The sequence below is a fragment of the Bacillus sp. FSL R5-0422 genome (assembly GCF_038610765.1).
GTDB lineage: Bacteria > Bacillota > Bacilli > Bacillales > Bacillaceae > Bacillus > Bacillus pumilus_O.
This window is the reverse complement of record NZ_CP152014.1, coordinates 432271-455655: the sequence shown is the minus strand read 5'-3', so window position 1 is coordinate 455655 and position 23385 is coordinate 432271. Positions and strand designations below refer to the sequence as shown.

At 43.6% G+C, this 23385-nt stretch carries 20 protein-coding genes; 9 read left to right on the top strand and 11 right to left on the bottom strand.

Annotated elements, in window-relative coordinates; genetic code table 11:
• Positions 1 to 25: 25 nt before the first annotated feature.
• From MKX52_RS02155 to MKX52_RS02135, 5 genes are all read right to left on the bottom strand, one after another.
• The gene (locus MKX52_RS02155) at positions 26 to 418 is read right to left on the bottom strand and encodes a RidA family protein (protein WP_342491385.1); all 393 of its coding nucleotides are present in this window, start codon (positions 416 to 418) and stop codon (positions 26 to 28) included.
• A 226-nt stretch (positions 419 to 644) separates the two neighbouring features.
• Positions 645 to 2393, bottom strand: coding sequence for a methyl-accepting chemotaxis protein (locus MKX52_RS02150; protein ID WP_216888973.1), 1749 nt, complete (start codon positions 2391 to 2393; stop codon positions 645 to 647).
• Between the two features lie 99 nt (positions 2394 to 2492).
• On the bottom strand, positions 2493 to 3614 hold the full coding sequence (locus MKX52_RS02145) for a mannitol-1-phosphate 5-dehydrogenase (protein ID WP_342491384.1): 1122 nt from the start codon (positions 3612 to 3614) through the stop codon (positions 2493 to 2495).
• Between the two features lies 1 nt (position 3615).
• Entirely contained in the window at positions 3616 to 4050 is a 435-nt protein-coding gene (locus tag MKX52_RS02140; protein ID WP_012008933.1) for a PTS sugar transporter subunit IIA, read from the bottom strand.
• A 96-nt stretch (positions 4051 to 4146) separates the two neighbouring features.
• Complete coding sequence (locus MKX52_RS02135) at positions 4147 to 5589, bottom strand: PTS mannitol transporter subunit IICB (protein WP_342491383.1); 1443 nt, start codon at positions 5587 to 5589, stop codon at positions 4147 to 4149.
• A gap of 506 nt (positions 5590 to 6095) precedes the next feature.
• On the opposite strand from MKX52_RS02135, the gene MKX52_RS02130 reads away from it, so the two are divergent.
• The 3 genes from MKX52_RS02130 to MKX52_RS02120 all read left to right on the top strand — a co-directional run bounded on the left by MKX52_RS02130 (position 6096) and on the right by MKX52_RS02120 (position 9115).
• On the top strand, positions 6096 to 7730 hold the full coding sequence (locus MKX52_RS02130; protein WP_342491382.1) for a copper resistance CopC/CopD family protein: 1635 nt from the start codon (positions 6096 to 6098) through the stop codon (positions 7728 to 7730).
• Between the two features lie 16 nt (positions 7731 to 7746).
• Positions 7747 to 8361: a DUF1775 domain-containing protein gene (locus tag MKX52_RS02125; RefSeq protein WP_342491381.1), complete on the top strand. Its 615-nt coding sequence runs from the start codon at positions 7747 to 7749 to the stop codon at positions 8359 to 8361.
• Positions 8362 to 8518: 157 nt separating this feature from the next.
• Positions 8519 to 9115, top strand: a complete 597-nt coding sequence (locus MKX52_RS02120; protein ID WP_342491380.1) for an NAD(P)H-dependent oxidoreductase — start codon at positions 8519 to 8521, stop codon at positions 9113 to 9115.
• Positions 9116 to 9347: 232 nt separating this feature from the next.
• On the opposite strand, the gene MKX52_RS02115 is transcribed toward MKX52_RS02120, so the two are convergent.
• From MKX52_RS02115 to gabT, 3 genes are read right to left on the bottom strand one after another with little or no spacing between them, the layout of a single operon-like run.
• On the bottom strand, positions 9348 to 10742 hold the full coding sequence (locus MKX52_RS02115; RefSeq protein WP_342491379.1) for an NAD-dependent succinate-semialdehyde dehydrogenase: 1395 nt from the start codon (positions 10740 to 10742) through the stop codon (positions 9348 to 9350).
• Complete coding sequence (locus tag MKX52_RS02110; protein WP_088004213.1) at positions 10717 to 12105, bottom strand: APC family permease; 1389 nt, start codon at positions 12103 to 12105, stop codon at positions 10717 to 10719. The genes MKX52_RS02115 and MKX52_RS02110 overlap by 26 nt, the downstream gene beginning before the upstream one ends.
• Before the next feature lie 21 nt (positions 12106 to 12126).
• Positions 12127 to 13443: a 4-aminobutyrate--2-oxoglutarate transaminase gene (gabT, locus tag MKX52_RS02105; RefSeq protein ID WP_342491378.1), complete on the bottom strand. Its 1317-nt coding sequence runs from the start codon at positions 13441 to 13443 to the stop codon at positions 12127 to 12129.
• A 108-nt stretch (positions 13444 to 13551) separates the two neighbouring features.
• Here gabT and MKX52_RS02100 point away from each other — a divergent pair, with 108 nt between their 5' ends.
• Positions 13552 to 14976 carry a PLP-dependent aminotransferase family protein gene (locus MKX52_RS02100; protein ID WP_251184083.1) on the top strand — a complete coding sequence of 475 codons (1425 nt, stop codon included), beginning with the start codon at positions 13552 to 13554 and terminating at the stop codon, positions 14974 to 14976.
• A 30-nt stretch (positions 14977 to 15006) separates the two neighbouring features.
• On the opposite strand, the gene MKX52_RS02095 is transcribed toward MKX52_RS02100, so the two are convergent.
• Positions 15007 to 15318, bottom strand: coding sequence for a metalloregulator ArsR/SmtB family transcription factor (locus tag MKX52_RS02095; protein ID WP_012008923.1), 312 nt, complete (start codon positions 15316 to 15318; stop codon positions 15007 to 15009).
• Between the two features lie 122 nt (positions 15319 to 15440).
• Here MKX52_RS02095 and MKX52_RS02090 point away from each other — a divergent pair, with 122 nt between their 5' ends.
• From MKX52_RS02090 to MKX52_RS02070, 5 genes are all read left to right on the top strand, one after another.
• A complete protein-coding gene (locus MKX52_RS02090) occupies positions 15441 to 15815 on the top strand; it encodes a hypothetical protein (RefSeq protein ID WP_342491377.1) in 375 nt (124 codons plus the stop codon).
• Between the two features lie 138 nt (positions 15816 to 15953).
• Complete coding sequence (locus MKX52_RS02085; RefSeq protein WP_260857618.1) at positions 15954 to 16820, top strand: TetR/AcrR family transcriptional regulator; 867 nt, start codon at positions 15954 to 15956, stop codon at positions 16818 to 16820.
• A 16-nt stretch (positions 16821 to 16836) separates the two neighbouring features.
• Entirely contained in the window at positions 16837 to 18270 is a 1434-nt protein-coding gene (locus MKX52_RS02080) for an MDR family MFS transporter (RefSeq protein WP_180309581.1), read from the top strand.
• Positions 18271 to 18442: 172 nt separating this feature from the next.
• Positions 18443 to 19819 carry an aspartate kinase gene (locus MKX52_RS02075; RefSeq protein ID WP_342491376.1) on the top strand — a complete coding sequence of 459 codons (1377 nt, stop codon included), beginning with the start codon at positions 18443 to 18445 and terminating at the stop codon, positions 19817 to 19819.
• Between the two features lie 164 nt (positions 19820 to 19983).
• A complete protein-coding gene (locus MKX52_RS02070) occupies positions 19984 to 20829 on the top strand; it encodes a GAF domain-containing protein (protein WP_012008918.1) in 846 nt (281 codons plus the stop codon).
• A 52-nt stretch (positions 20830 to 20881) separates the two neighbouring features.
• Here MKX52_RS02070 and MKX52_RS02065 read toward each other — a convergent pair whose 3' ends face one another.
• Entirely contained in the window at positions 20882 to 22216 is a 1335-nt protein-coding gene (locus tag MKX52_RS02065) for an MmgE/PrpD family protein (protein ID WP_342491375.1), read from the bottom strand.
• Positions 22207 to 23364, bottom strand: coding sequence for an amidohydrolase (locus MKX52_RS02060; RefSeq protein WP_342491374.1), 1158 nt, complete (start codon positions 23362 to 23364; stop codon positions 22207 to 22209). Before MKX52_RS02060 ends, MKX52_RS02065 begins: the two co-directional genes overlap by 10 nt.
• Positions 23365 to 23385: the final 21 nt, after the last annotated feature.

Sequence of the window (23385 nt, the reverse complement as noted above, 5' to 3'; positions counted from 1 at the left end):
ACAGCTTGCACTGTTCTTTTTTTGATCAAATATCGGCGCACCACAGCTCAATTTCAATTTTCAGATCAGGCCATCCTAAAGCTGATACATAAGCAACCGTCATTGATGGATAAGCTGTTTTAAAGATCGTATCCCACTGAGGATATAGATGATCCCAGTCGATTTCTTCCGTAGCCCATATATTGACCTTGATGACATGCTCTTCATTCAATCCTTCTGATTCAAGAATTTTTTTGATATTTTCAAACGTATTGGTTACCTGGTCGTTTAAACTTGATGGTACTTGTCCATCGATATCTGTTCCGACTTGACCGGATGTAACAAATAAACCCGCGCCCTTTGGTACTCGTGTGATATGACTATAGTTGCCAACGGGCTTGGGCATACTTTCTGGGTTTTTCCTTGTGATTTTTCCCATGTGATTTCCCTCACTCACTTTGATTTTTCTGCTAGATTTCTCTTCATGTAGACAGACTTCACCAATTTCTATCTATCCTAAAAGAAAACAGCAGTGGAGTATCCATAGCCACAAGGTAAGAACATCAATATTTTCTTTTTCATGACCGGACCACTCCTTTTGATTGCGTGAGCAAGGTTTTGATTCTTTATATAGTATCTGACAAGAGACGTTCAGTCAAAATCGTTTATAGACGATAACGCGCAATATCGTGATTCAATCGGATGCTTAGTTCATTGAGTCTTTCTGCTGCTTTTGCCACATTGGAGATCGCTGTCACTTGTTCGTCTGTGGATGCGGTGATCTCTTCAATTGCAGCAGCACTTTCTTGAGAAATATGGGCTGCGCCTTGCATGGCTTTAGTGATGAGGTCGTTTTGCTCAAGCAATGCATTCAGTTCTTTTGCCATTGCGTCTGTTTCAACGATGGTTTGTGAAATCGACGTAGAGATGGCATTGAATTCATGTTCTGTCGCATGTACCGCTTTATCTAACTCAGCAAAACGATCCATTGTGTTTGACATCATGCCGGCTGTTGCTGTCGTTTCTTCTTTAATGCCTTGTACCATTTGCTGAATTTGCACTGCTGACTGTTTTGTCTGCTCAGCTAAATTCCGCACTTCACTCGCCACAACCGAGAAGCCCTTGCCGTGCTCTCCTGCGCGTGCTGCTTCAATACTGGCATTCAGCGCAAGTAAATTCGTCTCATTTGAAATGCTTTCAATTGTATCTGTAATTTTAGAGATATCCTGTACTTTTGTACTTAATTGCTCAATACCTACTCTAATCCCTTGAGACGCTTGTATAGACTGTTCATTTGATTGTTTTAATTGCTGAACAATTTGCTGTCCCTGCTGCGACGATTGACTCGATTGGTCAGAGATTCGTTTAATGTGGTCACTTTGTTCTTTGACGTTCTCAATGGATTGATTGAACTGGGTCATTTGTTGATTGGCTACATCAAGGTCAGATGCCTGATGAAGTGTTCCAGTCGATATGTCACCAATCGCTCGGCCAATCTCCTCACTGCTTGCTGAGGTTTCTTCAGATATCGCTGATAAATCTGTCGCTGATTCGACGAGTTGACTGCTCGTCTCCTGTAGACCGCTGACAAGTGTCCGGAGTTCTCCTGACATATGATTAAAGCCTTTTGCCAGCTGTCCAATTTCATCTGTTGTTTCTTTTAAACTTGTTCGTTCAAGATTTCCCGCCGCAATTTCTTTTGAAGCAGCAGTGACTTGCTTGAGCAGTCTGACCTTTCCTCGAGCAGCTAAATAAAAGACGCCAAGACTGAGAAGGGCGACACCTGCTGTAATGAGCATCATATAGAGCTTCATCTGCTCTAATTCTTTATAAAATTCATCCTGAAAGACGGCGATACCGATACTCCAATTCCATGGCGCGAACTGGCTCATATAGGCAAGCTTTTGCTTTTCTTCCCCAGTGGCATCGTCCTTATCTAAATAGGTCACATAGTGTGCATCCTCACCTTCTGATTTGGCTCCAGCGACCATTTTTTCACGATTGGTCGTGTTATCTGGAATGACGCCAATGTCATTGACGGGATGGACTTGAGAGGAATAATCTGCTCCATATGCGACAAGATAGCCTTTATTTTTATAGATAAAATCTGATTTTTGAAATTGGTACCCTTTCCCGTTGTCATTTTTAGGCCCGCTCAAGTAAATACGGGCTTGTTCCTGCGCCTGTTCAAGCGTCAGTTCTTTTTTCTCTACACGATCATTCAACTGTTCAAGCGTTGCCATTGCTCCGCTGACGATGTGCTTTAAATCTGCTTTCCCCGCGTCAATTAAGACATGTTTCGCTAACAAATACCCCGTTGTCCCAACAAGTCCACCGGTTAAGATCGTGATGACGATAATGGCAGACATTAATTGAAAAAAGACACTCCTTGATGCAAACATTTTCCTTTTCATATACAAATTCCCCCTTACTTCATATATCGTCAAACGGGGTAAAGTATTAAAAAAGTCATCAAAAAATCCCTTTCACTCGTTGGAAAGGGATTTTTCTGATTATCGAGTTGTTTCTTTCAGAATGGCTTGATAAAGATCATCTGTTGGCGTGAGGCCACATACTTCTTCTAGCACACCTTCAATGCCTTTTTCTTTTCTTAATTTCTGCAAACGAACCGCTTCTTCGTCTTCGGCAAAGTCATAAGCGAGAGCCGCAGCAATGCCTTTGATTAAGTACAATGGCTGCTTTATCTTTTTCGCAGGACCGATTAAACGGTCATCTGCTCCTAGCTTTCTAAGAGGAGAGCGTGCGACACGAGTGACTTCGTCGGAAATAAAAGCATTTTCGAATCGTTTGATGATTTTTTGTATATACGCATCATGTTCTTCTTTTTTAAAGCCGTATGTGTCGATTAAATAACTGCCCGTTTCGTGAAGTGCACCTTCAACCACTTGGCGAATCTCTGGTGTATCGACGGCTTCTTTAATCGTTTGAACACCTTGCTGATACCCGACATAAGCTGCTAGCGCATGTCCTGTATTGACAGTAAAGAGCTTGCGCTCAATATACGGCGTCAAATCTTGTACAAAGGTTGCTCCGTCAATTTGAGGAACGTCTCCGATAAAGCCAGATTCATCAATGACCCACTCGAAAAAAGGCTCGACTGATACTTTTAGAATGTCCTCATGGTGCTGAATCGGTACAATGCGGTCCACAGCAGCGTTTGGAAAACCAACTGTTTGTGACAGCGCCTTTTGTTCCTCTTCTGTGAGATGAGAGAAAACAGCTTCTTTTAAATGAGAGCTGCCTCCAATCATATTTTCACATGCCACGATGTTGATAATATGGTTAGGGTTTTTCTGTTTTAGTCCCTCTGCAATGGATGAAGCAATGATCTTCAAAACAGCTGGTCCAACAGCTGTTGTAATCAAATCGGCTGATGCCACAGCCTCTGTTAATGCCGCTGGATTTTGTGCAGAATTAATCGCTGTCACTGGGCCGACTACTTCTTGCTTCTGACCTGGTGCTGCGAGTTCAACCGTGTATTCTCCTCGTGCATTCAGCTCGTTGATGACCGCTTCATTTACATCGGTAAAGACAAGCTCAAAACCTGATGTTTTTAACAAAGATCCGATAAACCCTCTGCCAATATTCCCTGCTCCAAAATGAAGTGCCTTCATGTTAGTTCACCTCGTTAAAGATGGCGATCAGTTCATCCTGATCCTTGGCATGGATAATGCGTTCTACATTTTCCTCTTCTGAACAGACAATCGCAATTTGAGAAAGAATATCGAGATGTTCGTTGTTTTTACCAGCGATGCCAAAAACGACTTTGGCGATATTTCCTTCGCCGTATTCAACACCATCTGGAATTTGAATGATGGAAATCCCAGAATGAAGGACAGCTGCTTTTGCATCCTCTGTTCCATGAGGTATCGCAATCCCATTGCCCATAAATGTAGATGAGATATTTTCTCTTTCAAACATTTTGTCAACATAATCACTTGTGACATAGCCATTTGCCACTAAGACTTCGCCTGCTTTTTTGATGGCTTCTTCTTTCGATCCTGCTTGTTCGTTTAGAAAAATATTGTCTTTTGAAAGTACTTGTTTCATGAATGATCACACACCTTTTTTAGAATGGAAAATCAGGAAAACAACCAAAACGGGGAGTTCAATGAAGAAAAATTGAACTCAACCCGTTTCATCATGTTATTTTTTCAATTTCTCAATCAGCTCATCGTATTTCGGACTGTTTAAGAAATTATCTACTGAGATATGCACAGCGCCTGGCAATTTCGCCTTCGCTCTGTCTGTTAAATCTTTATGAGTAAAGACCACATCAGCGTCATTCGGAATGTTGCTGATGGATGTGTTTGCCACATCAATATCAAGCTCTGCCTTTTTGACTTTATTCTTTAAGATGGATGCGCCCATCGCACTTGAGCCCATTCCTGCATCGCAGGCAAAGATGATTTTGTTCACGTCATCTGGATTCACATCACTTGGAGATGCTGCTTGTTCGTTTGCTTCAGCACCTTCTTTTTGAGCTGTAAGAGCAGCTGCTGCTGCGCTTTTCTTCCCTTTCATGTCCTGCATTTTTTCTGTTGCTGCTGTTAAATCCTCGTCAACTGCTTTAGAGGCTTTTAAAATCACAGACGCGACAAGGAATGAGACGACGGTTGCCACGACGACACCTGCTAGAACAGCAAGATGTCCGCCTTTTGGTGACATGAGCATAAGAGCGATAATACTTCCTGGTGACGGCACAGCCTTTAAGCCTGCATTTAACAGGGTAAAGGTCAGAACGCCGCTCGCTCCCCCTGCAATGACCGCTAAAATAAGCTTTGGTTTCATTAAGATGTACGGGAAGTAAATCTCATGAATACCGCCTAAAAATTGAATGACAATCGCACCCGGTGCAGACTGCTTTGCGTTCCCTCTTCCGAAGAACATGTATGCAAGTAAGACACCTAAACCTGGTCCTGGGTTTGTTTCAAGTAGGAACAGAACAGACTGCCCTGTCTTTGCCGCTTGCTCTACCCCTAACGGACCTAAGATTCCTTGGTTAATCGCATTGTTTAAGAACAAGACTTTTGCTGGTTCAATGAAAATACTTGCCAACGGAAGCAAATGTGCATTCACAATGATATCTACACCTGCCGCAAGGGCTTTATTTAGACCAAGTACAACTGGTCCGATAGCATAGAAGGCAATCGCGACAAGAATGGCACCTAGAATCCCTGCCGTAAAATTATTCACAAGCATCTCAAAGCCCGATTTGATTCGATCTTTGAAGAGCTGATCAATTTTCTTAATCAAGTAACCGCCAAGTGGTCCCATGATCATGGCACCTAAAAACATCGGAATATCTGACCCGACAATGACCCCAATCGTTGCGGTTGCACCGAGTACCCCGCCTCGATGGTCGTATACGAGTTTACCGCCTGTGTAACCGATTAAGAGCGGCAGTAAGTAGTTGATCATTGGGCCCACAAGTGTAGCTAACTGTTCATTTGGCAAATAGCCACTCGGAATAAACAGTGCCGTAATGAGTCCCCAAGCGATAAATGCTCCAATATTCGGCATAATCATGCCGCTTAAATAGCTTCCAAAGCGCTGTACTTTTACGCGAAATCCGCTTTTTTCCTGCATCTATGAAAACTCCTTTCTTCTCTCCCTTTATTGAGGGCTTTATAGGTCAAAAGATATAAGAACAAGTGTCAGTGAAGCCCTTACCCCTATCGTAAAACGCTTTCACTTTCCCTTCAATTGAAACTAAATGTCACTTTGTCACTTAGTGTGTGACAAAATTGAAATATGATATGAATTCTCTTTCAGAGCATAGGGAAATCCGGGTAAAAAGGTTGACGTGCCGTGGTTTTGACGCAAAATTCATCGGAATTTCACAACTTTTAAATCGTCACTTCTTGTTTCCTCTTCTTAAATCGAATAGGCTTATACATGATCAAACTTATTCAATCAAGAAATGTCTGCGCAGACATGACACAGAAAAAGTGAACCATCTTGCTGTTTGTTTCGTTTACCTTTTAGAGTGAGCGGCACAATAGGAGGAGCGGTTTTTTCTGTGACTCACAGTTTACTGCCGCTTTCTTTCTGATACATGAGACATTTTCAAAGGTAGAAAGGCGGTTATTACCTTGTTGAAACATAGTAAGTGGCTTCTGCTTCTGATCATCACGTTCGCTTTTTTCATTCCAAAGGAAGCATTTGCCCATGCATACGTCGTCAGTTCGAATCCAGCTGCAAATGAAGAGCTGGAGAAGCAGCCTCCTTCGGTATCTATCACATTTAGCGAAGGAATCGAAAGTGGATTTCATGCCATTAAGGTGCTAAATGCAAAAGGGGATCGTGTGGATCAAGGAGATACGGTCATTAAAGATCAAAAAATCATGGAAGCTGCTTTAAAAAAGGATTTACCAAAGGGGATTTATACCATTCAGTGGAATGCAGTATCAGCAGACGGTCACTCTGTCTCTGGTATGATCCCGTTTAGTATTGGCAAAGCGGATGGCGGTTTTGACCAATTAGATCAAGGTCAACCGAACGAATCTATTGATGTTGCCTCGACCATAGACAAAGCCTTTCTTTATACGTCGTTTAGCTTATTTCTCGGGACCATTTTGTTTGGACTGTTATGGTTTCGGGCAGCCATTTCACCTATATTAGCGAAACGAATGAAACGGCTTTTAACATTGTCACTGATCATGATGGGCGGAGCTCTCGTGTTTCAGCTGCCGATTCAAACTAAATCAGCGGCAGACGTTTCCTTTTTGGGAGCATTTCAGCCATCGCTTCTGCAAGAAACCATTGCGTCGACTTCTGGCGGTAGTTTGTGGATGATGCTCATGGTGTCATTTGTTCTACTAACCATCTGGAGCATCGTTGCGATGAAAAAAGGGGATTTTACTTCTTTTCGGGTATGGTTGTTTCCACTGCTCCTATTCGCAGTACTTCTCTGGCTGAAAGCACAAATCGGACACCCAGCAGCAACTGATAATAAAATACTGACAACGTCACTTGATTTTATCCATCTCGTTTCTGCATCGATCTGGGTCGGTGGTTTAACAGCCATTGTGCTTTTATTGTTAAAGAAGCTACCAAATGGAGATCAGCCGCTCATCAGAAATACGTTAAAGGCGTTTCACCCTTGGGCACTGCTCTCTGTTGGACTCATTGTGTTTTCAGGATTTGTGAATGCAATCTTTATTTTGCAATCGTTTGATGCTCTTTTTGAATCAGCATACGGACGAACCTTTTTAATCAAGCTTGGTTTATTTATCTTGATGGGCCTTCTTGGGCTTGTCCATTACTTGATGCTGAGATGGGAAAAGAAACAGAAACGAAACGTTTCGTTACGAGCTGAGTGGATGATCGGAATCGCTATTTTGTTATTAACAGCTGTGTTTACCAATATACCAAGTCCTCCTCCGCCTGCACCTGAGCCGTTCTTCGGCGCAAACCAAGTGGAGCATCGTGACATTGTGTCCATGAGCATAACGCCGAATGCTCCGGGGAAAAACACATTCGAGGTCGCATTTACGAAAAAGGATGGACAAACGATCACTGATATCCAATCTGTGTCAGCCAAGATCCATAAAGTCGCCTTATTCGGTGAAGAGAAACCGAGTGAATTTCAGTTAAAACGATTAAAAAATGGTCATTACTCTGCTGAAAACCTCTTGTTAAATGAAAAAGGCACTTGGAAAATTGAAATTCATGCGTTAACTGGTTCTTTTGAAAATATCGATACCACATTTATTAGAAGAAACTAAAAGGAGTGCATACCATATGAAAAAATATGTTAAAGCTTTATTACCAATGCTTCTCGCTTCATTTTTATTGGCGATTCCTGTGAGTGCGCACGTCACGGTTAAACCGGATACATCTGCGACAAATGCGTGGGAAACATACACGTTGAAAGTACCTTCTGAAAGTGACAGTCCAACAACAAAGGTTGTCATCACAATGCCTAAGGGCGTAGAATTCCAGCAATACGAGCCAGTACCCGGCTGGAAAACGTCAACTGAAGAAAAAGATGGCAAGGTGACAAGAGTGACTTGGGAAGCAACGGGTAAAGGCGTGCTTGCCGGACAGTTCCAGCAATTCGTTTTTGTAGCGAAAAACCCTGAAAAAGCAGGCGAAGCTGCATGGGATGCATATCAATATTATAAGGATGGAACGGTCGTTGAATGGACAGGTGATAAAGATGCTGATAAGCCGCATTCAATCACAAACATTGTCGCCTCTAATACGGTAACGGATTCCCATGGTCAAGAAAAACCTAAAGAAGAAAAGGCATCAGAAACAGCCTCCAATTCTTCTTCACCACTTGTGCTAGGGTTGTCTATTGCTGCTCTAGTCTTAGCACTCATTGCGCTCGGGCTTGCTTTTAGAAAAAAATAATTGATTCGTAAGCGATCGTTTTCATGGAAACGATCGCTTTGTTTCTTTTCACCTTGAACACAAGACCATTTTCCCAACCTATTATTACCATTATAGGATTGAATAGGATTAACGCGCATGCCATAATGAGACACATGACCACCTAGGAGGCTTTAAGATGAACCATCTCATTATATTTGCTCATCCCCAGCAAAGCTTAAATCAAACCTTATTAGATCTTGTTGTTAGTACTCTTTTGAACAATGGTCATAAAGTGACTGTTCGTGATGTTTATGCTCTTGGTTTTTCGCCAGAACTAAGCATTTGGGAAAAGGCTGCGATCAAACAGGGGGATGTCCCGAAGGCCATTCAAACAGAGCAGAAGCTGATTCAGCAAGCTGATGTCCTAACGTTTATTTTTCCTATTTGGTGGACAGGCTTACCCGCTATGTTAAAGGGCTATGTAGAACGTGTTTTTTCTGAGGGCTTCGCTTATCAAATCAACGAGCATGGGGCTATTGAAAACCTGCTTCGACATAAAAAAGGTGTTATTATCAACACGCACGATGCACCAAGGACCTTTCTTGACTCTAACCTGATCTTTTCTGCCTCCCATCGCATGACAGCAGATACAGAAGTCTTCAATTATATTGGTATTGAGCCTGTTGAACGACTTTTGTTCAGCAGCATGGAGCAGGCACCCGCAGATTACATCCATGAAATTCTGAAAGAAACAAAAGAAACGGTGGAGCAGCTTTTTCCGCCGGCTGTTTAACATAAAAAGACTGCCAAGATTCCTCAGGCAGTCACAGATAGTTGACAAAGGGCGAAATTGCCCTTTGTCTTCTTTTCAGCGTGATAGAAAACCTTTGCAGTCTAGGAAGAACGAGCACCGGAGCGGAGCGAATTTGACATTCGTGAGCACCGAAGCGCAGACCTGACACCGAATGCGAGGGTTTGTCTACACGCTGAGACTGCCGAGATTCCTCAGGCAGTCTTTTTCACGTTTATTCGTCTAACCCAATGGATACATATTTTGTTTCTAAATAAGGTTCGATTCCTTCGATGCCGCCTTCACGGCCAATTCCGCTTTCTTTCATTCCTCCGAATGGTGCTTGGACAGCCGATGGACCACCATCATTCCAGCCAATAATCCCGTAATCAAGATTCTCTGAGATGTAGAGGCCGTTTCGATAATTTTCTGTAAAGAAGTAAGCTGCAAGACCAAAAGGTGTATCATTCGCTAATTCAATTGCTTCATCTAGCGTTTTGAACGTCGTAATCGGTGCCACTGGACCAAAGGTTTCTTCATGCATGATGTTCATAGAAGGGTCTACATGTGTGAGAACCGTTGGCTGGACAAAATAATACGACTTGTCATCATCGAAATGCGTATCTCCGCCGACAAGAACTTTCGCTCCTTTATCGACTGCATCTTGAATTTGGCTGACAATTTTATCAAAGCCACGCTTGTTGATAATTGGGCCGATGGATGTGCCTTCTTCAAAGCCATTTCCCACTTTCAGCTTTTCGACCTCTTTGCTAAAGACTTGAGCAAATGCTTCATGAATGTCTTCATGCACAATTAAGCGGTTGGCACAGACACAGGTTTGTCCTGCATTACGGAACTTAGATGCCACTGCTTGTTTGACAGCTAGTTCAAGATTGGCATCTTTGTCTACGATGAGCGGGGCATGACCACCAAGCTCCATTGATACATGCTTGACTGTACTTGCACTGTTTTTGATCAAATGCTTTCCGACTGGCGTTGAGCCTGTGAATGTGATTTTGCGAATCAGTGGGCTATCTGTGAATATTTCACCGACTTCTTTCCCATCTCCGATTACCCATTGCAGGGCATCCTCTGGGATTCCGGCTTCGTGGCCTAATTTCACAAGTTCAATAGCCGTCAGCGGCGTGTCTTCAGCAGGCTTCACAATAAAGGTACAGCCCGCTGCAAGTGCTGGTGCTGCCTTTCTCGTGATCATGGCTGCTGGGAAATTCCACGGTGTAATGGCCGCAACAGGTCCAACTGGCTGCTTTGTGACAAAAAGGCGTTTGTTCGTCGTATGTGACGGAATGGTTCTACCATAGATACGTTTGGCTTCCTCTGCGTACCATTCTATATATCCAGCTGCATAAACGATTTCCCCTAATGCTTCTTGATATGGCTTACCATTCTCTTCCGTGATGATTTTTGCGAGCCTTTCTTTATGTTCAATCATGAGATCAAACCACTTGCGAATGATATTGGCACGTTCATGCGCTGATGTTTTTGCCCATGCTTTGAATGCTTGATGTGAGCGCGAAATGGCGTCTTCAATTTGTTCTTTTGTATGCTGAGCAACTGAAGCAATTTCTTCTCCTGTTGCAGGATTATACACTTTGAGTTCGTTTGTCATGCTCTACCGTCTCCTTCGTTCTAGGATTCATTACATATAGTATATACCCAATGAGTGCCCAACCTAAAAGTAATATCCATTCAGCTGGCCATGATAAGGAGGCCGGCATCCCCGGAAAATAAAATGAAAGAAAAAGGAGACTCAGCCCGATGGCTAAAACGCCTGTCGTCCGCCAATATTTAATGCGGTATGGACGCTCAAGTTCTGGTTCTGCTTTACGAAGTTTCATAAAGGCAATGGACACAATTAAGTAACCGACAATGATCCCGACACCACCTGCATTGACAATCCATACGAGGGCAGGGCGCCCTAATAATGGAGCAAAAAAAGCCAAAGCACCAAGAAATAAAATGGCATTTGTCGGCGTTTTATACTTTGGATGAATATACGCAAACCATTTGGAAATCATGCCTCTTTCCGCCATCGCATATAGAATACGACTTGCACCGATGATAAAAGCATTCCAGCTCGTCACAATCCCTGCTACACCACCAATGACAAGCACTGTCCCAAATGCTTGATGACCGAGAAGTTGCACCATCGCATCTGCAGTCGCCAAGGAAGAGGCTTCAAGCTGTCCTTTTGATAGCCCCGCAGCTACCCCAAAGACAATAAGCAGATAAAATACGACCGCACTCACGATGGAGATAATTAGAATCCTCCCAATGATTTTCTTTGGCGCATTGATCTCCGCCGCCACTTGAGGGATGACATCAAAGCCAACGAATAAAAAGGGAATCATGACTAAAACTGCCATGAGACCGCCAACCCCGCCTTGAAACATCGGCTCAAGGTTTGCTAGATTTCCGTTAAATGTGGCGCCGCCTAAAAGAAGGAAACCTGTCAGGATAATCGCCACTGTAAAAACAGATTGAAAAATAGCAGCTGGCTTGGCGCCAATGTAGTTAAGCGCTGTTAAAAATAAAGCACCACCAGATCCAATCAACACCCATGTAAAATAAACGTCCCATCCCCCTATATTCCATAGGAAGCCAACATGCTGTGTTGGAATGACATAATCAATAACAGTTGGCAGTGCAACCGCCTCAAACGTAATGACCGAGACATAACCAAACAGCACGCCCCATGCCGAGACAAAAGCGGATTTTATCCCAAATGCCCGCTGGACAAAGACAAGCCCTCCTCCCGTCTCTGGAATGGCAGACGAAAGCTCAGCATACGTGAGTCCAATAAAGATGACGAGAATACCGCCGATGACAAAGGCGATGACACTACCTAAAAATCCTGCTGTTAAAATCCAATCTCCCGAAAGTACAACCCAGCCCCATCCAAGCATTGCACCAATGGATAAAAACAGTACGTCTGACTGCGACATGGTTTTTGCCATTTGTTGTTTTTGCATACAACCATCCCCCTTTGTTGTTTAGCGTGCTTTGAAGGCGTCCTCGATGATCCCTAGTCCTTCATGAAGCAGCTCATCTGTGATGACAAGTGGTGTTAAGAAGCGAATAATATTCCCATTAATCCCTGCCGTTAATAAGAGCAGCCCGTGCTCGTTTGCATACGATGCAATCGCTGCGGCTGTTTTCTTATCTGGTGTACGCGTTGTTTGATCTTCCACAATTTCAATTGCCGCCATTGCCCCTAACCGGCGGACTTCCCCAATGAATGGATATTGTGTTCTCCAATCATTTGCTTTGTCCTCAATGACTTGTCCAATGTGTTCAGATCGTTGATTCAGTTGTTCTGTTTCAAGAATATCAAGAACTGCTAGTGCTGCCACACAGCCTAATGGACTTCCTGCGTATGTTCCCCCTAGTTCCCCTGGATCTGCCGCATCAAGCAGTTCTTTTCTGCCGACAACGCCGCTTAGTGGCAACCCAGCAGCAAGAGATTTTGACACAGTGATTAAGTCCGGCACTACATCAAAGTGCTCAATCGCAAAGTATTTCCCTGTTCTAGCAAAGCCTGTTTGAATTTCATCTGCTACAAACACAATCCCGTGCTGCTGACAGAATGAAGCAACATGCTGAACAAAACGCTTCGATGGTACAATGAATCCGCCCTCCCCTTGGACTGGCTCCATGACCACACACGCAACAGTTTCTGGTGCAACAGTAGCGACGAAAAATTGATTGAATTGATCAATGATGTACTCATCGTAGACTGCATCGCTTAATCCTTCTGGCTTCTGATAGTAATATGGGTATGGCGCTTGATACACCTCTGACGCAAATGGTCCGAACCCAAATTTGTATGGCTTGACCTTACTTGTCATGCTCATCGTCATATTCGTTCTGCCGTGGAAGCCTCTTGTAAACGACACAACGGCCTGCCTTTTCGTATATTTACGTGCAATTTTCACCGCATTCTCAACAGCTTCTGCACCTGAATTAAGGAAAATGGCTTTTTTGTCATGGTCACCTGGTGTGAGGTGACATAGCTTCTCTGCCAATTCGATATACGATTCGTACATCATCACGTTGAAGCCTGGGTGAATCAGACTGTCTGCCTGTGCTTTGACGGCTTCCACAACCTTTGGATGTGAATGTCCTACATTTAACGTACCAATCGCGCCAGCAAAATCGATAAAACGTTTCCCATCGATATCGAATAGCTCGGCACCCTTCCCCTTTGCTGCAAGATGACGGTTGCCATTACTCACGCCTCTTGCGACGTATTGATCTCTTTTCCCCTGCCATTCCTCAGTTGAAAAACGGTTTGTTGTCGTTTGACTCATTGTCATCCATCCCCTTTATGTCTTTTTTATTATTCTGAATATTTTTTGGTATGATAGAAAGTACCAATATCATTTTTTTCATGGTACCAGAGAGGAAGGAATGACGACATGCTGACAATTCAACTAGATCAAACAGGGGCAAACGGATTTATTTATCATCAAATTTACACGAAAATTAAAGGTGAAATTTTAAATCGAAACCTTCAGCCACACGATCAATTACCTTCAAAACGAGAGTTAGCCGATACATTAAATGTCAGCGTCAATTCAGTGAATGGCGCATATCAGCAGCTACTTGCCGAAGGATATTTATATTCAGTTGAACGCAAAGGTTTCTTCGTGGAATCACTCGAAACGTTTCATGAGTCAGGTCAGCTGAAACCCTCTTCCCTTCCAGCAGATTTAAAAGAAGAGCCGATTGCACGAGACGATTGGTATTCCTTTTCACATATCTCTGTGGATACAGCCAATTTTCCTTTTAAAAGCTGGCTGAAAAGTGAACAAAAGGCGATCAGCCTCCACCAAGAAGCATTTGGTGAGCTTCCGCATCCACAAGGCGTGTACGAGCTTCGAGAAACAATTGCCCGGTTAATTGGGCTGGCACGGGGAGTCAAATGCTATCCAGAACAGCTCATTTTAAGTGCAGGCACGCAGTCACTTATTCATTCGTTATCAAGCATTCTTCCAGCTGATCAAGTATACGGGTTAGAAAACCCTGGCTATCGCCGGCTCTATCAAATGCTGAAAAGCAATCATCATCAAATTGAAACGATTGGCATTGATCAAAAAGGAGTACGGATGAGTGACATTCAGAAGAAAGAGCCGAATGTGTTGATCATTACCCCTTCACATCAATTCCCAACAGGTGTGATTATGCCAATTTCCCGGCGGATTCAGCTCTTAAACTGGGCAGCTGATCAACAAGACCGTTATATTATTGAGGATGATTATGACAGTGAATTCAAGTACGGAACAGACAGCATTCCAGCACTGCAAAGTTTGGATCGATATGACAAAGTCATTTATATGGGAACCTTTTCAAAATCATTGTTGCCAGGCTTAAGAATAAGCTACATGGTGCTCCCGCAGCATTTATTGAGACGTTATAAGGAAGAACAGCACTTCTTCATTCAAACAGCCAATCTTTTTACACAATACACCCTTCTTCATTTTATAAAGGATGGTGCGTATCAGCGGCATATTAAAAGAATGAATGGTTTATATGAGGAAAAGCGGAAGCAACTCATTGAAGAGCTCGACACGGTGTTTGCTGACAACGTGCGGATTATTGGGGAAAATGCTGGACTTCATTTTATCGCAGAGTTCCGTTCAAACCGCACGCAACATGAGATTTTACAGCGAGCCAAAGAAAGAAAGCTGAAAATGTATGGAATGGACCGTTTTACCCTTGATGAGCAATTACCGGGGCATCAGGAAGGCTTTGTTCCACTCGTCCTCGGCTTCTCTCATATGAGACCAGAGGATATTGAGCCGGCGGTAAAACGTCTGTATGAAGCGATTTATGGGAAATAAAACAGCCAGCTGCTTTACTAGACAGCTGGCTTACCACCGCTCTTTATCTACGGCTAGAATGGATGACATGAGCCCAGGAAAAGCGGTCTCGATGTCTTCTTTTCTTAAAGAATAGTAGCGGTGCTTCCCGTCAATTCTCACTTTCACAATGCCTGCCTCCCTCAGCACTTTGAAGTGATGAGAAAGCGTAGATTTGGCAATATTCATCTCATACGTGCCGCATGTCCTCTCTCCTGCTTCTGCTAAGCAGCGGACAATTTCTAACCGGATTGGATCGGCCAATGCGTGCAACACCGAAATCAGTCTCATGTCTTCTTGGGTTGGATGGGTTGGATTATTCATACGATAAATGTATCGTATTTTGTTCTAACATACAATCTCGTTACTCGACTATGACATTGTAACGCGACAACCTTTGGAAACGACTATGACTCATAGACACTATTTTGAAGGGAAGAACCTTTTTGACACGTACAATATGGACTTGCTTATTCATGCTCTTATTGGCAACGAGCTTATGCGCTTGCCAATCTGTTCAGCAATTTGAGTCAAAACGACCTAGTGCAGAAGAGGTATTAGCTCTCGATGAACAGGCAGATTTATTTCAATGGGGAAAAACGGTCTATGAAGCAAATGTAGATTGGACCCATCAATTAACCGTCACTAAAGATCAGCAATTAGGTGTGATTCAGAAAACTGCTGCCAAACATTTTCATCATGGCACGGCTACCCATTTGAAAAAAGGGACAGCGATTTACTCTATCAAGGAGCGAAAAGACCTTTTGATTGCTGAACTTAACGGACAGATCATCATATATGCCGCACATGCAGAAGGATAAAATACCTGTCATCAGATAGGTATTTTTTTAAGTTTCTTTTCTTGTCATAGGTCATTGGTTTTGTTATCATTGCAAAAGTGACCACTCGGTTTCCATTGTGACCATATGGTTTTGCCGATTCGGAAAGGACTTATGAAGATGAACGAAAAGCAAGAAGAGATTTTGCGGGTTTCGAAGAAATTATTTTCTCAAAAAGGCTATATGAGTGTCTCCATGCAGTCAATCGCCGATGCCTGTAAAATATCAAAAGCGTCTATTTATAAACTGTTTGATTCAAAAGAAGCTCTTCTATTAGAACTGATTAAATACAATCAGTGCAAAATGAGAGAGATTTCTCAGATCATTCATTCAGAAACGACGCTGTCCAAAAAGGAAAAATTCACAAAGAAGATCAAGCTTGAGCTTGAAGAGTTTAAAGAGAATCATAAATTTTTGAATATGCTGTCCTTTGAAGCTTTTTCACAGCATTCGCCCATTGTCATTAAGCATTTACGTGAGACACGCACCATTATCATGCAGCGGCACAGAGACATTATTTTAAGCACATATGGTGAATCTGTTGCGCCTTACGTCTGGGATCTTGTCATTGTCCTCAACGGATTAATGAGAGAATTCATTTTAATGCTGGCGATTGAGCGCAAGAACATCCAATTAGAAAATGCCGCTGAAATGATTATCGGTGTGATGGACCGTGTATCGAAAAAGCCTTGCTCTATTGAGCCTGTGCTAACAGATGAGTTGATGGACTCTTATTTGCTTTCCACACAGGATGAATATGATGAAGAAAAGCTTGTCATCTCGTACTTAACGAAGATCAAACAAGATCTTCACACACTGTCAAACGGGGAAGAAAAGGACGATCTCCTCTCTGCGTTTGAACTGCTAAGTGAAGAATTATCAAAGGACCAACCGAGAACCTTTTTAATCAGTTCACTACTCGATTATTTAGGCAAAAACAGCGTTTTATCACAAAACGTGTCACAGCTGAAAAGCATCATCTTATAGATAAAGAAGGGATAACATGAATCAATCTACAACATCGTATAATCGATCTGTGATTGTGGGGATTTTCCTCGTTGGGGCATTCGTTGCCATTTTAAACCAAACTTTGCTCATTCCAGCGATCCCACATATCATGGAGGAATTCAATATTGATGTCAGCAAAGGACAGTGGCTCACCACAGCCTTTATGCTGACAAACGGGATCCTCATCCCGATCACGGCTTTCTTAATCGAGAAATTTTCTAGCCGTTCTTTAGTTTTAACAGCGCTTAGCATCTTTACAGCCGGTACCATTCTTGCTTCATTTGCAACAAATTTCCCTGTATTACTTGCAGCGCGTATCGTGCAGGCAGCCGGCGCAGGGATTTTAATGCCGCTGATGCAAACGATCTTTTTAACCATTTTCCCGAAAGAAAAACGTGGTCAGGCAATGGGTATGGTCGGACTTGTCATTTCGTTTGCACCAGCTCTTGGACCAACACTTGGCGGCTGGATTGTTGATTCCTTCAGCTGGAAGTTCTTGTTCTATATTGTTCTGCCAATCGGTATTATTGATCTCATTCTTGCTTTCTTCTTAATGAAAAATGTAACGCAGCAAAGAGAAACACGAATTGATGTGTTATCAGTCATCTTGTCGTCCTTCGGTTTCGGCGGACTGCTTTACGGATTTTCTAGTGTTGGCACATATGGCTGGACGAGCGCCACTGTCCTCATTTCGCTGATTGTCGGCGCTGTGAGTTTGTTCTTCTTTATTCTGCGTCAGTCGAATTTGACAAGACCGATGCTTGAGTTTGGCGTCTTTAAGTTTGCGATCTTTAGCTTAACGACCTTCCTTGGGATGCTTGTTTTTGCTTTATTGATTGGGACAGAGACGATTTTGCCGCTCTATACGCAAAATGTGAGAGGATTGTCTGCTCTTGATACAGGGCTGATCTTATTGCCTGGTGCACTCTTTATGGGGCTCCTCTCACCAATTATTGGACGGATTTTTGATAAAGTCGGCGGAAAAGGGCTGGCATTAGGCGGGTTTACGATACTTACCGTGACGACCTTGCCATTTATGCTGCTCACCCTTGATTCATCCATCGCCCTCATTACAGTCGCTTACACACTTCGCTTGATCGGTGTTGGGATGATCATGATGCCGCTGACAACAGCAGGTATTAACTCTTTACCGCCTCATTTGATCCCGCATGGGACAGCGATGAATAACACGATGAGACAAATGGGTGGTTCCATTGGGACAGCTGTGCTTGTCTCCATCATGAGTAGCTCTGCTGCAAATGCACAATTGGCCAGCCCATTAAAATCAGCCGTTCATGGAATGAATACGTCATTCTTCATTTCTGGTCTGATCGCAGTCCTTGGGCTCGTCCTCTCCTTTTTCTTAAAGGAAAAACGCAACTCTAAAGTAATGAAGCAGGAGTTATCTTCCTCCTCATCTTCTTCATAAGAAAAAGAGCTTGGCATAACGCCGGCTCTTTTTTCATATACTCACGTTATCGTCCTCCCCAAAAACACATTTGTATTTTCCATGAAGAAAAACCTTGATAATTTAAAGAAAAGAGTTGATAATAGGAACTATTCAATTTGTGAGAAAATTTTTACTATAGGAGATGTATGCATTGAAGGTCGTTAAATTTGGTGGCAGTTCACTTGCATCTGGCAAGCAGCTGCAAAAGGTATTTGACATTGTAACAGCAGATCCAGCTCGAAAAGCAGTCGTTGTTTCCGCACCAGGAAAACGGCATTCAACGGATACGAAGGTCACCGATCTATTAATTAGCTGTGGTGAGCAATATTTACGTTTAGGCGAAGCACACGAATTACAGGAAGCTGTCATCGAACGGTATGCCTCGATTGCGGATGAACTCGGGTTAAGTCATGACGTGATTGACACCATCCGGCAAGATCTAGATAGCCTCTTACAGGCAGATACGTCTCATCCTGAGCGATATCTTGATGCCATTAAAGCAAGCGGTGAAGACAATAACGCAAAGCTGATTGCTGCCTATTTCCGCTATCAAGGTGTCGAAGCTCACTATGTGAACCCAAAGGAAGCTGGTTTATTTGTGAGCGATGAGCCTGGTCAAGCGCAAGTCCTTCCAGAGTCATATGATCATTTGTATAAATTAAGAGAGCGCTCTGGCATCATCATATTCCCTGGCTTTTTTGGATTTAGTTTATCGGGAGACATCGTTACCTTTTCTCGCAGCGGCTCGGATATTACCGGTTCCATTTTGGCAAACGGTTTGAAGGCAGATGTGTACGAAAACTTTACAGATGTGGATGCTGTTTATGCTGTCAATCCAACGATCGTTCATGAGCCAAAGGAGATTACAGAGCTAACATACAGGGAAATGCGCGAGCTATCCTATGCTGGTTTTTCCGTATTCCATGACGAAGCACTCATTCCAGCCTTCCGTGCAGGCATTCCTGTGCAGATTAAAAACACCAATAACCCTTCGGCAAAAGGCACAAAAATCGTGAACCAGCGGGATCATACCAATGGACCCGTTGTCGGAATCGCTTCAGACAGTGGATTTTGCAGCATTTATATTAGCAAATATTTAATGAACCGAGAAGTCGGTTTTGGGCGTAAGGTGCTGCAAACGTTAGAGGAATATGGACTTACGTATGAGCATGTCCCTTCTGGCATTGATGATATGAACATTATTTTAAGGCAGGATCAGTTGGAGGAGCAACATATTGAACAAGAGCTACTCGATCGCTTAAAGCTAGTGCTTGATGCAGATGAGGTCGTGTTAGAACCGAATCTCTCCCTCATTATGATTGTAGGAGAAGCGATGCGTCACAATGTTGGCACCACTGCAAGAGCGGCAAAGGCGCTGTCAAAAGCGAAGGTCAATATTGAAATGATCAATCAAGGCTCCTCAGAGGTCAGCATGATGTTTGGCGTCAAAGCGGCTCAAGAAAAAGAAGCTGTGCAAGCGTTGTATGAGGAATTTTTCTCTATGTCTACTGTTCCTGTCTCTCTTTAATGAGCAGGCTGCCAGATCTCAGGATCGGCAGCCTTTTTTGTTCTCGCCCGATTCACATGGATTCGCGCATTAAAGTATATCTATTTCTCGTTTGATTTTGTATGATAGAGACAAACCAACTATTGTTCCGATATATGATCGGAGCTACAAGGAGTCCTAAAACAATGCCTCGTCAACAACTATTAAAACAGTTTCGCAATTTTCATGATGCTTCTACGAGTATTTTAAATATGATGAGTCAATTCACTAATGTGAATACACTGTTTATTGCTAAAAACGATCAAACCACCAATCAGATTGTAAAGGTGCTAAATCATGACGAGCAGCTTCTTGACGAAGGAGAAGAAATTCCTTACGAGAAGACATTTTGCAAGCTGGCGGTCGATCATCAGGCTACGCTTGTGATCCCTGATATATCATCGGATGACCGTTCTAAATCCTTAGAGGTCACGAAACGTCTCCAAGGCGGATCATTCATCGGAGTGCCGATTGATTTTACAGATGGTACGAACTACGGAACGATTTGCGGGCTTGATTCAAGGCCGCAACAATTCACAGATGAGCATGTGCATATGTTTGAAACGATGGCTTCTCTATTAAGCTACGTTCTTGAACTAGACCGTGCCAACCGGCAGATTCAGCAATTATCTGTACCGATCGTCCCAGTTGTTGACGGTGTCGCTGTGCTTCCTCTACTTGGTGATATCGAGGAGACACGTGCTCAGCATATATTAGAAACCATTTTACAGGAAAGCTACAGGCTGTCGCTCTCTCATTTGGTCATTGATGTATCGGGAACAAAACGCTTGAATGAACAGAGCATTCAATACTTGGTCAGCTATGCGCAAACGCTGAGACTTTTAGGGATTTCGGCTGTTTTAACAGGAATTAAACAGGACCTTGCTTTAAGTGCGATTCAATCGAATATTTCCTTTAAAGACATCACCATTCGGAAAGACTTGCCGCAGGCACTTGCTCATATTGGCTTGACGTTTACTAAGACGGAATAGGAATGAGACACAAAAGGGCTAAATGATTTTAGCCCTTTTTCTTCTTGTTAAATCATGCCAACAGCTGCAAATAAGAAGAATCGTTTCCGTCTTCAATAACTCGTAAAGCCTTCTGTGCGTGCGAATCATCAGTGACACTGTTTAATTTTTGCATAATGTCTTCTTTCGATAAGGCATGGCCTGGTGCTCCCCGCGGAATATCGACTCGTTTGCTGATGGTGGTGCCATCAGACAAGGTGATTTTCACAATCGTAAAGCGACCTTTTGGGACAGCATCTGGATGAGGTTCTATCGTTTGGTCGTATCCTCTCTTCACCCGTTTCATCCATGTGCGTATTTGTGATGAAATAGGTTTTTTCGTAAAGGCATCCAGCGCCAGCGTCTGTCCAAACGCGGCAAGTGCGATCACATATTCGACACTGAATCGCCCTTCTTCTCCAGTCGAAGGTGTCCGCTCAATAAGCGCTGCATCTCCGCCAGGCGGGAACAGGACATCTACTTGTTTCACCTGCTCCGGTAAGAAAGGATGCTCTTTCATTAAGGATAGGATTGCATCGGCAGCATGATGCGCCGCTGAGCAGAACGGATACACTTTGAACCACAGCCCTGGCGAGACAATACGCCATGTTGTACCATACCCATCTAGAAAACGACTTTCCGCACGCTCCTGATCTCCATAGAGAGAAAAGAAACCAAGCGTGCCATCAAGAATCGATTCGTTCCCGCCAAAACCTGAACAAGCTAAATCCATAGACCAGACAGCTGTTCTAGCCGCTAAGCCGGCTTGTAATGGTTTCATATCAGAGCCGAACTGCTTTCGCATGCCGGCAGATTGCGCTCCAGCAAAGCCGATTGCCTTCATTAACTCTTCCTGCGAGACCTTTTTTAAATACCCAATGGCACATACTGCCGCAATGGCTCCAAGGGTTCCGGTATTATGCCAGCCTCGCTCATAATGCGCTTTGCCGATGGATTCGCCAAGCCTTGCCATCACTTCAACGCCTGTGATGTAGGCTGCTAAAAATCGATCGCCAAACCCTTTTCCGTCTGATAGCTGTGATAGCAATGCTGGAATGATCACCGCACTTGGGTGTCCCCTCACGTCTGAATGCACATCATCATAATCAAGGGCGTGGATCAAGTAGCCGTTCAGCATCGCTGCGGATTGACGGCTGACCTTTTTCCCTTGTCCGATGACAGGAATTTGAGCTGCTCCGCCTTCTTGTTCCACAAGTGCCATGAGCTTTTGAATTCCTTCGTCCTCTTTCGCAGCAAGCGCTGCCGCCGCAGCGTCTAACAGACCGTGTCGAGCCATTTTTACCGCACGCTGATCTTGAAGTGGATGAGCAGATAGTACAGCCTCTGCCAGTTGTTTTGTTAGTTCCATGATCTTGACTCCAATGCCTGTACAGCAAGCTCGGCAAAGAAAGCAGCGGCAACAGGGAGTGCGTCTTCATTTATTGTAAAGGCGGGGTGATGCCATTCCTCGGTACCGCTTGTCCCCATCCATACGAAAAAGCCTGGAATGTGTTCTTGATAAAGGGCAAAATCTTCTCCGCCCGGTGACTGCTCTGCCTGCACGACTGTGAGATCCAGCGCACTTGCCGTTTCTTTGACCACCTTTGTTAAACGATCGTCATTTAGCACAGAAGGCAAATACGGATGCCATTTCACTTCGCCTTTTGCCCCAAATCCTTCGGCAATCCCGCTCACGATTTGCTTCATGAGCTCTGGAATCATCGCTCTCACTTCAGGCTCAAACGTCCGAACGGTTCCTTCCATCTCAACACGATCAGGAATCACATTCCATGATGTACCGCCTTGAATACGTGTGATACTGACGACTGCATGATGCAATGAGCTGATTCGCCGGCTGACGATTTGTTGAAGAGCACTTGTGATCTGCCCGCTGATGGCAATGGGATCTACCGTGTGATTCGGAATACCTGCATGACCACCCGTTCCTTTAATATCGATTTCAAACCGGTCTACACTCGCCATTAAAGCTTTTTCTCTAACGCCTATAGTGCCAACTGGCAGGTTAGGTTTGTTGTGCATACCAAAAATGGCATCCACTCCATCTAAAACGCCTGCCTCTATGACATGTTTTGCTCCTTGCGCGACTTCCTCAGCCGGCTGAAACAAAATACGGACCGTTCCTTTGATCTCGTGTTTCCGTTCTTTTAATAAAAGAGCCGCTCCAAAGATAGAAGCTGTATGAAAATCATGACCGCAAGCATGCATTTTCCCCGGTACCTTTGAGGAAAATGGTTCACCAGATGCTTCTTCAATCGGAAGTGCATCAATATCAGCCCTCAGGGCAATCGTTGGTCCCTCTTGTTCTCCTTTGATTTCACAGACAACACCTGTTTGAAGAGCTGGAAAATCGAGTACGGTGATCCCCTCCTCTTCTAACCAGCTGCGCAGTTTTTTAGTCGTTTCATATTCTTCAAATGCCAGCTCTGGATGCTCATGAAGCGCTCGGCGAATGTTAATTAAACGTTTGTTTAATGCTTCATTTCCTATTGATTTCACTGATACTCACCCCTCTAAAGA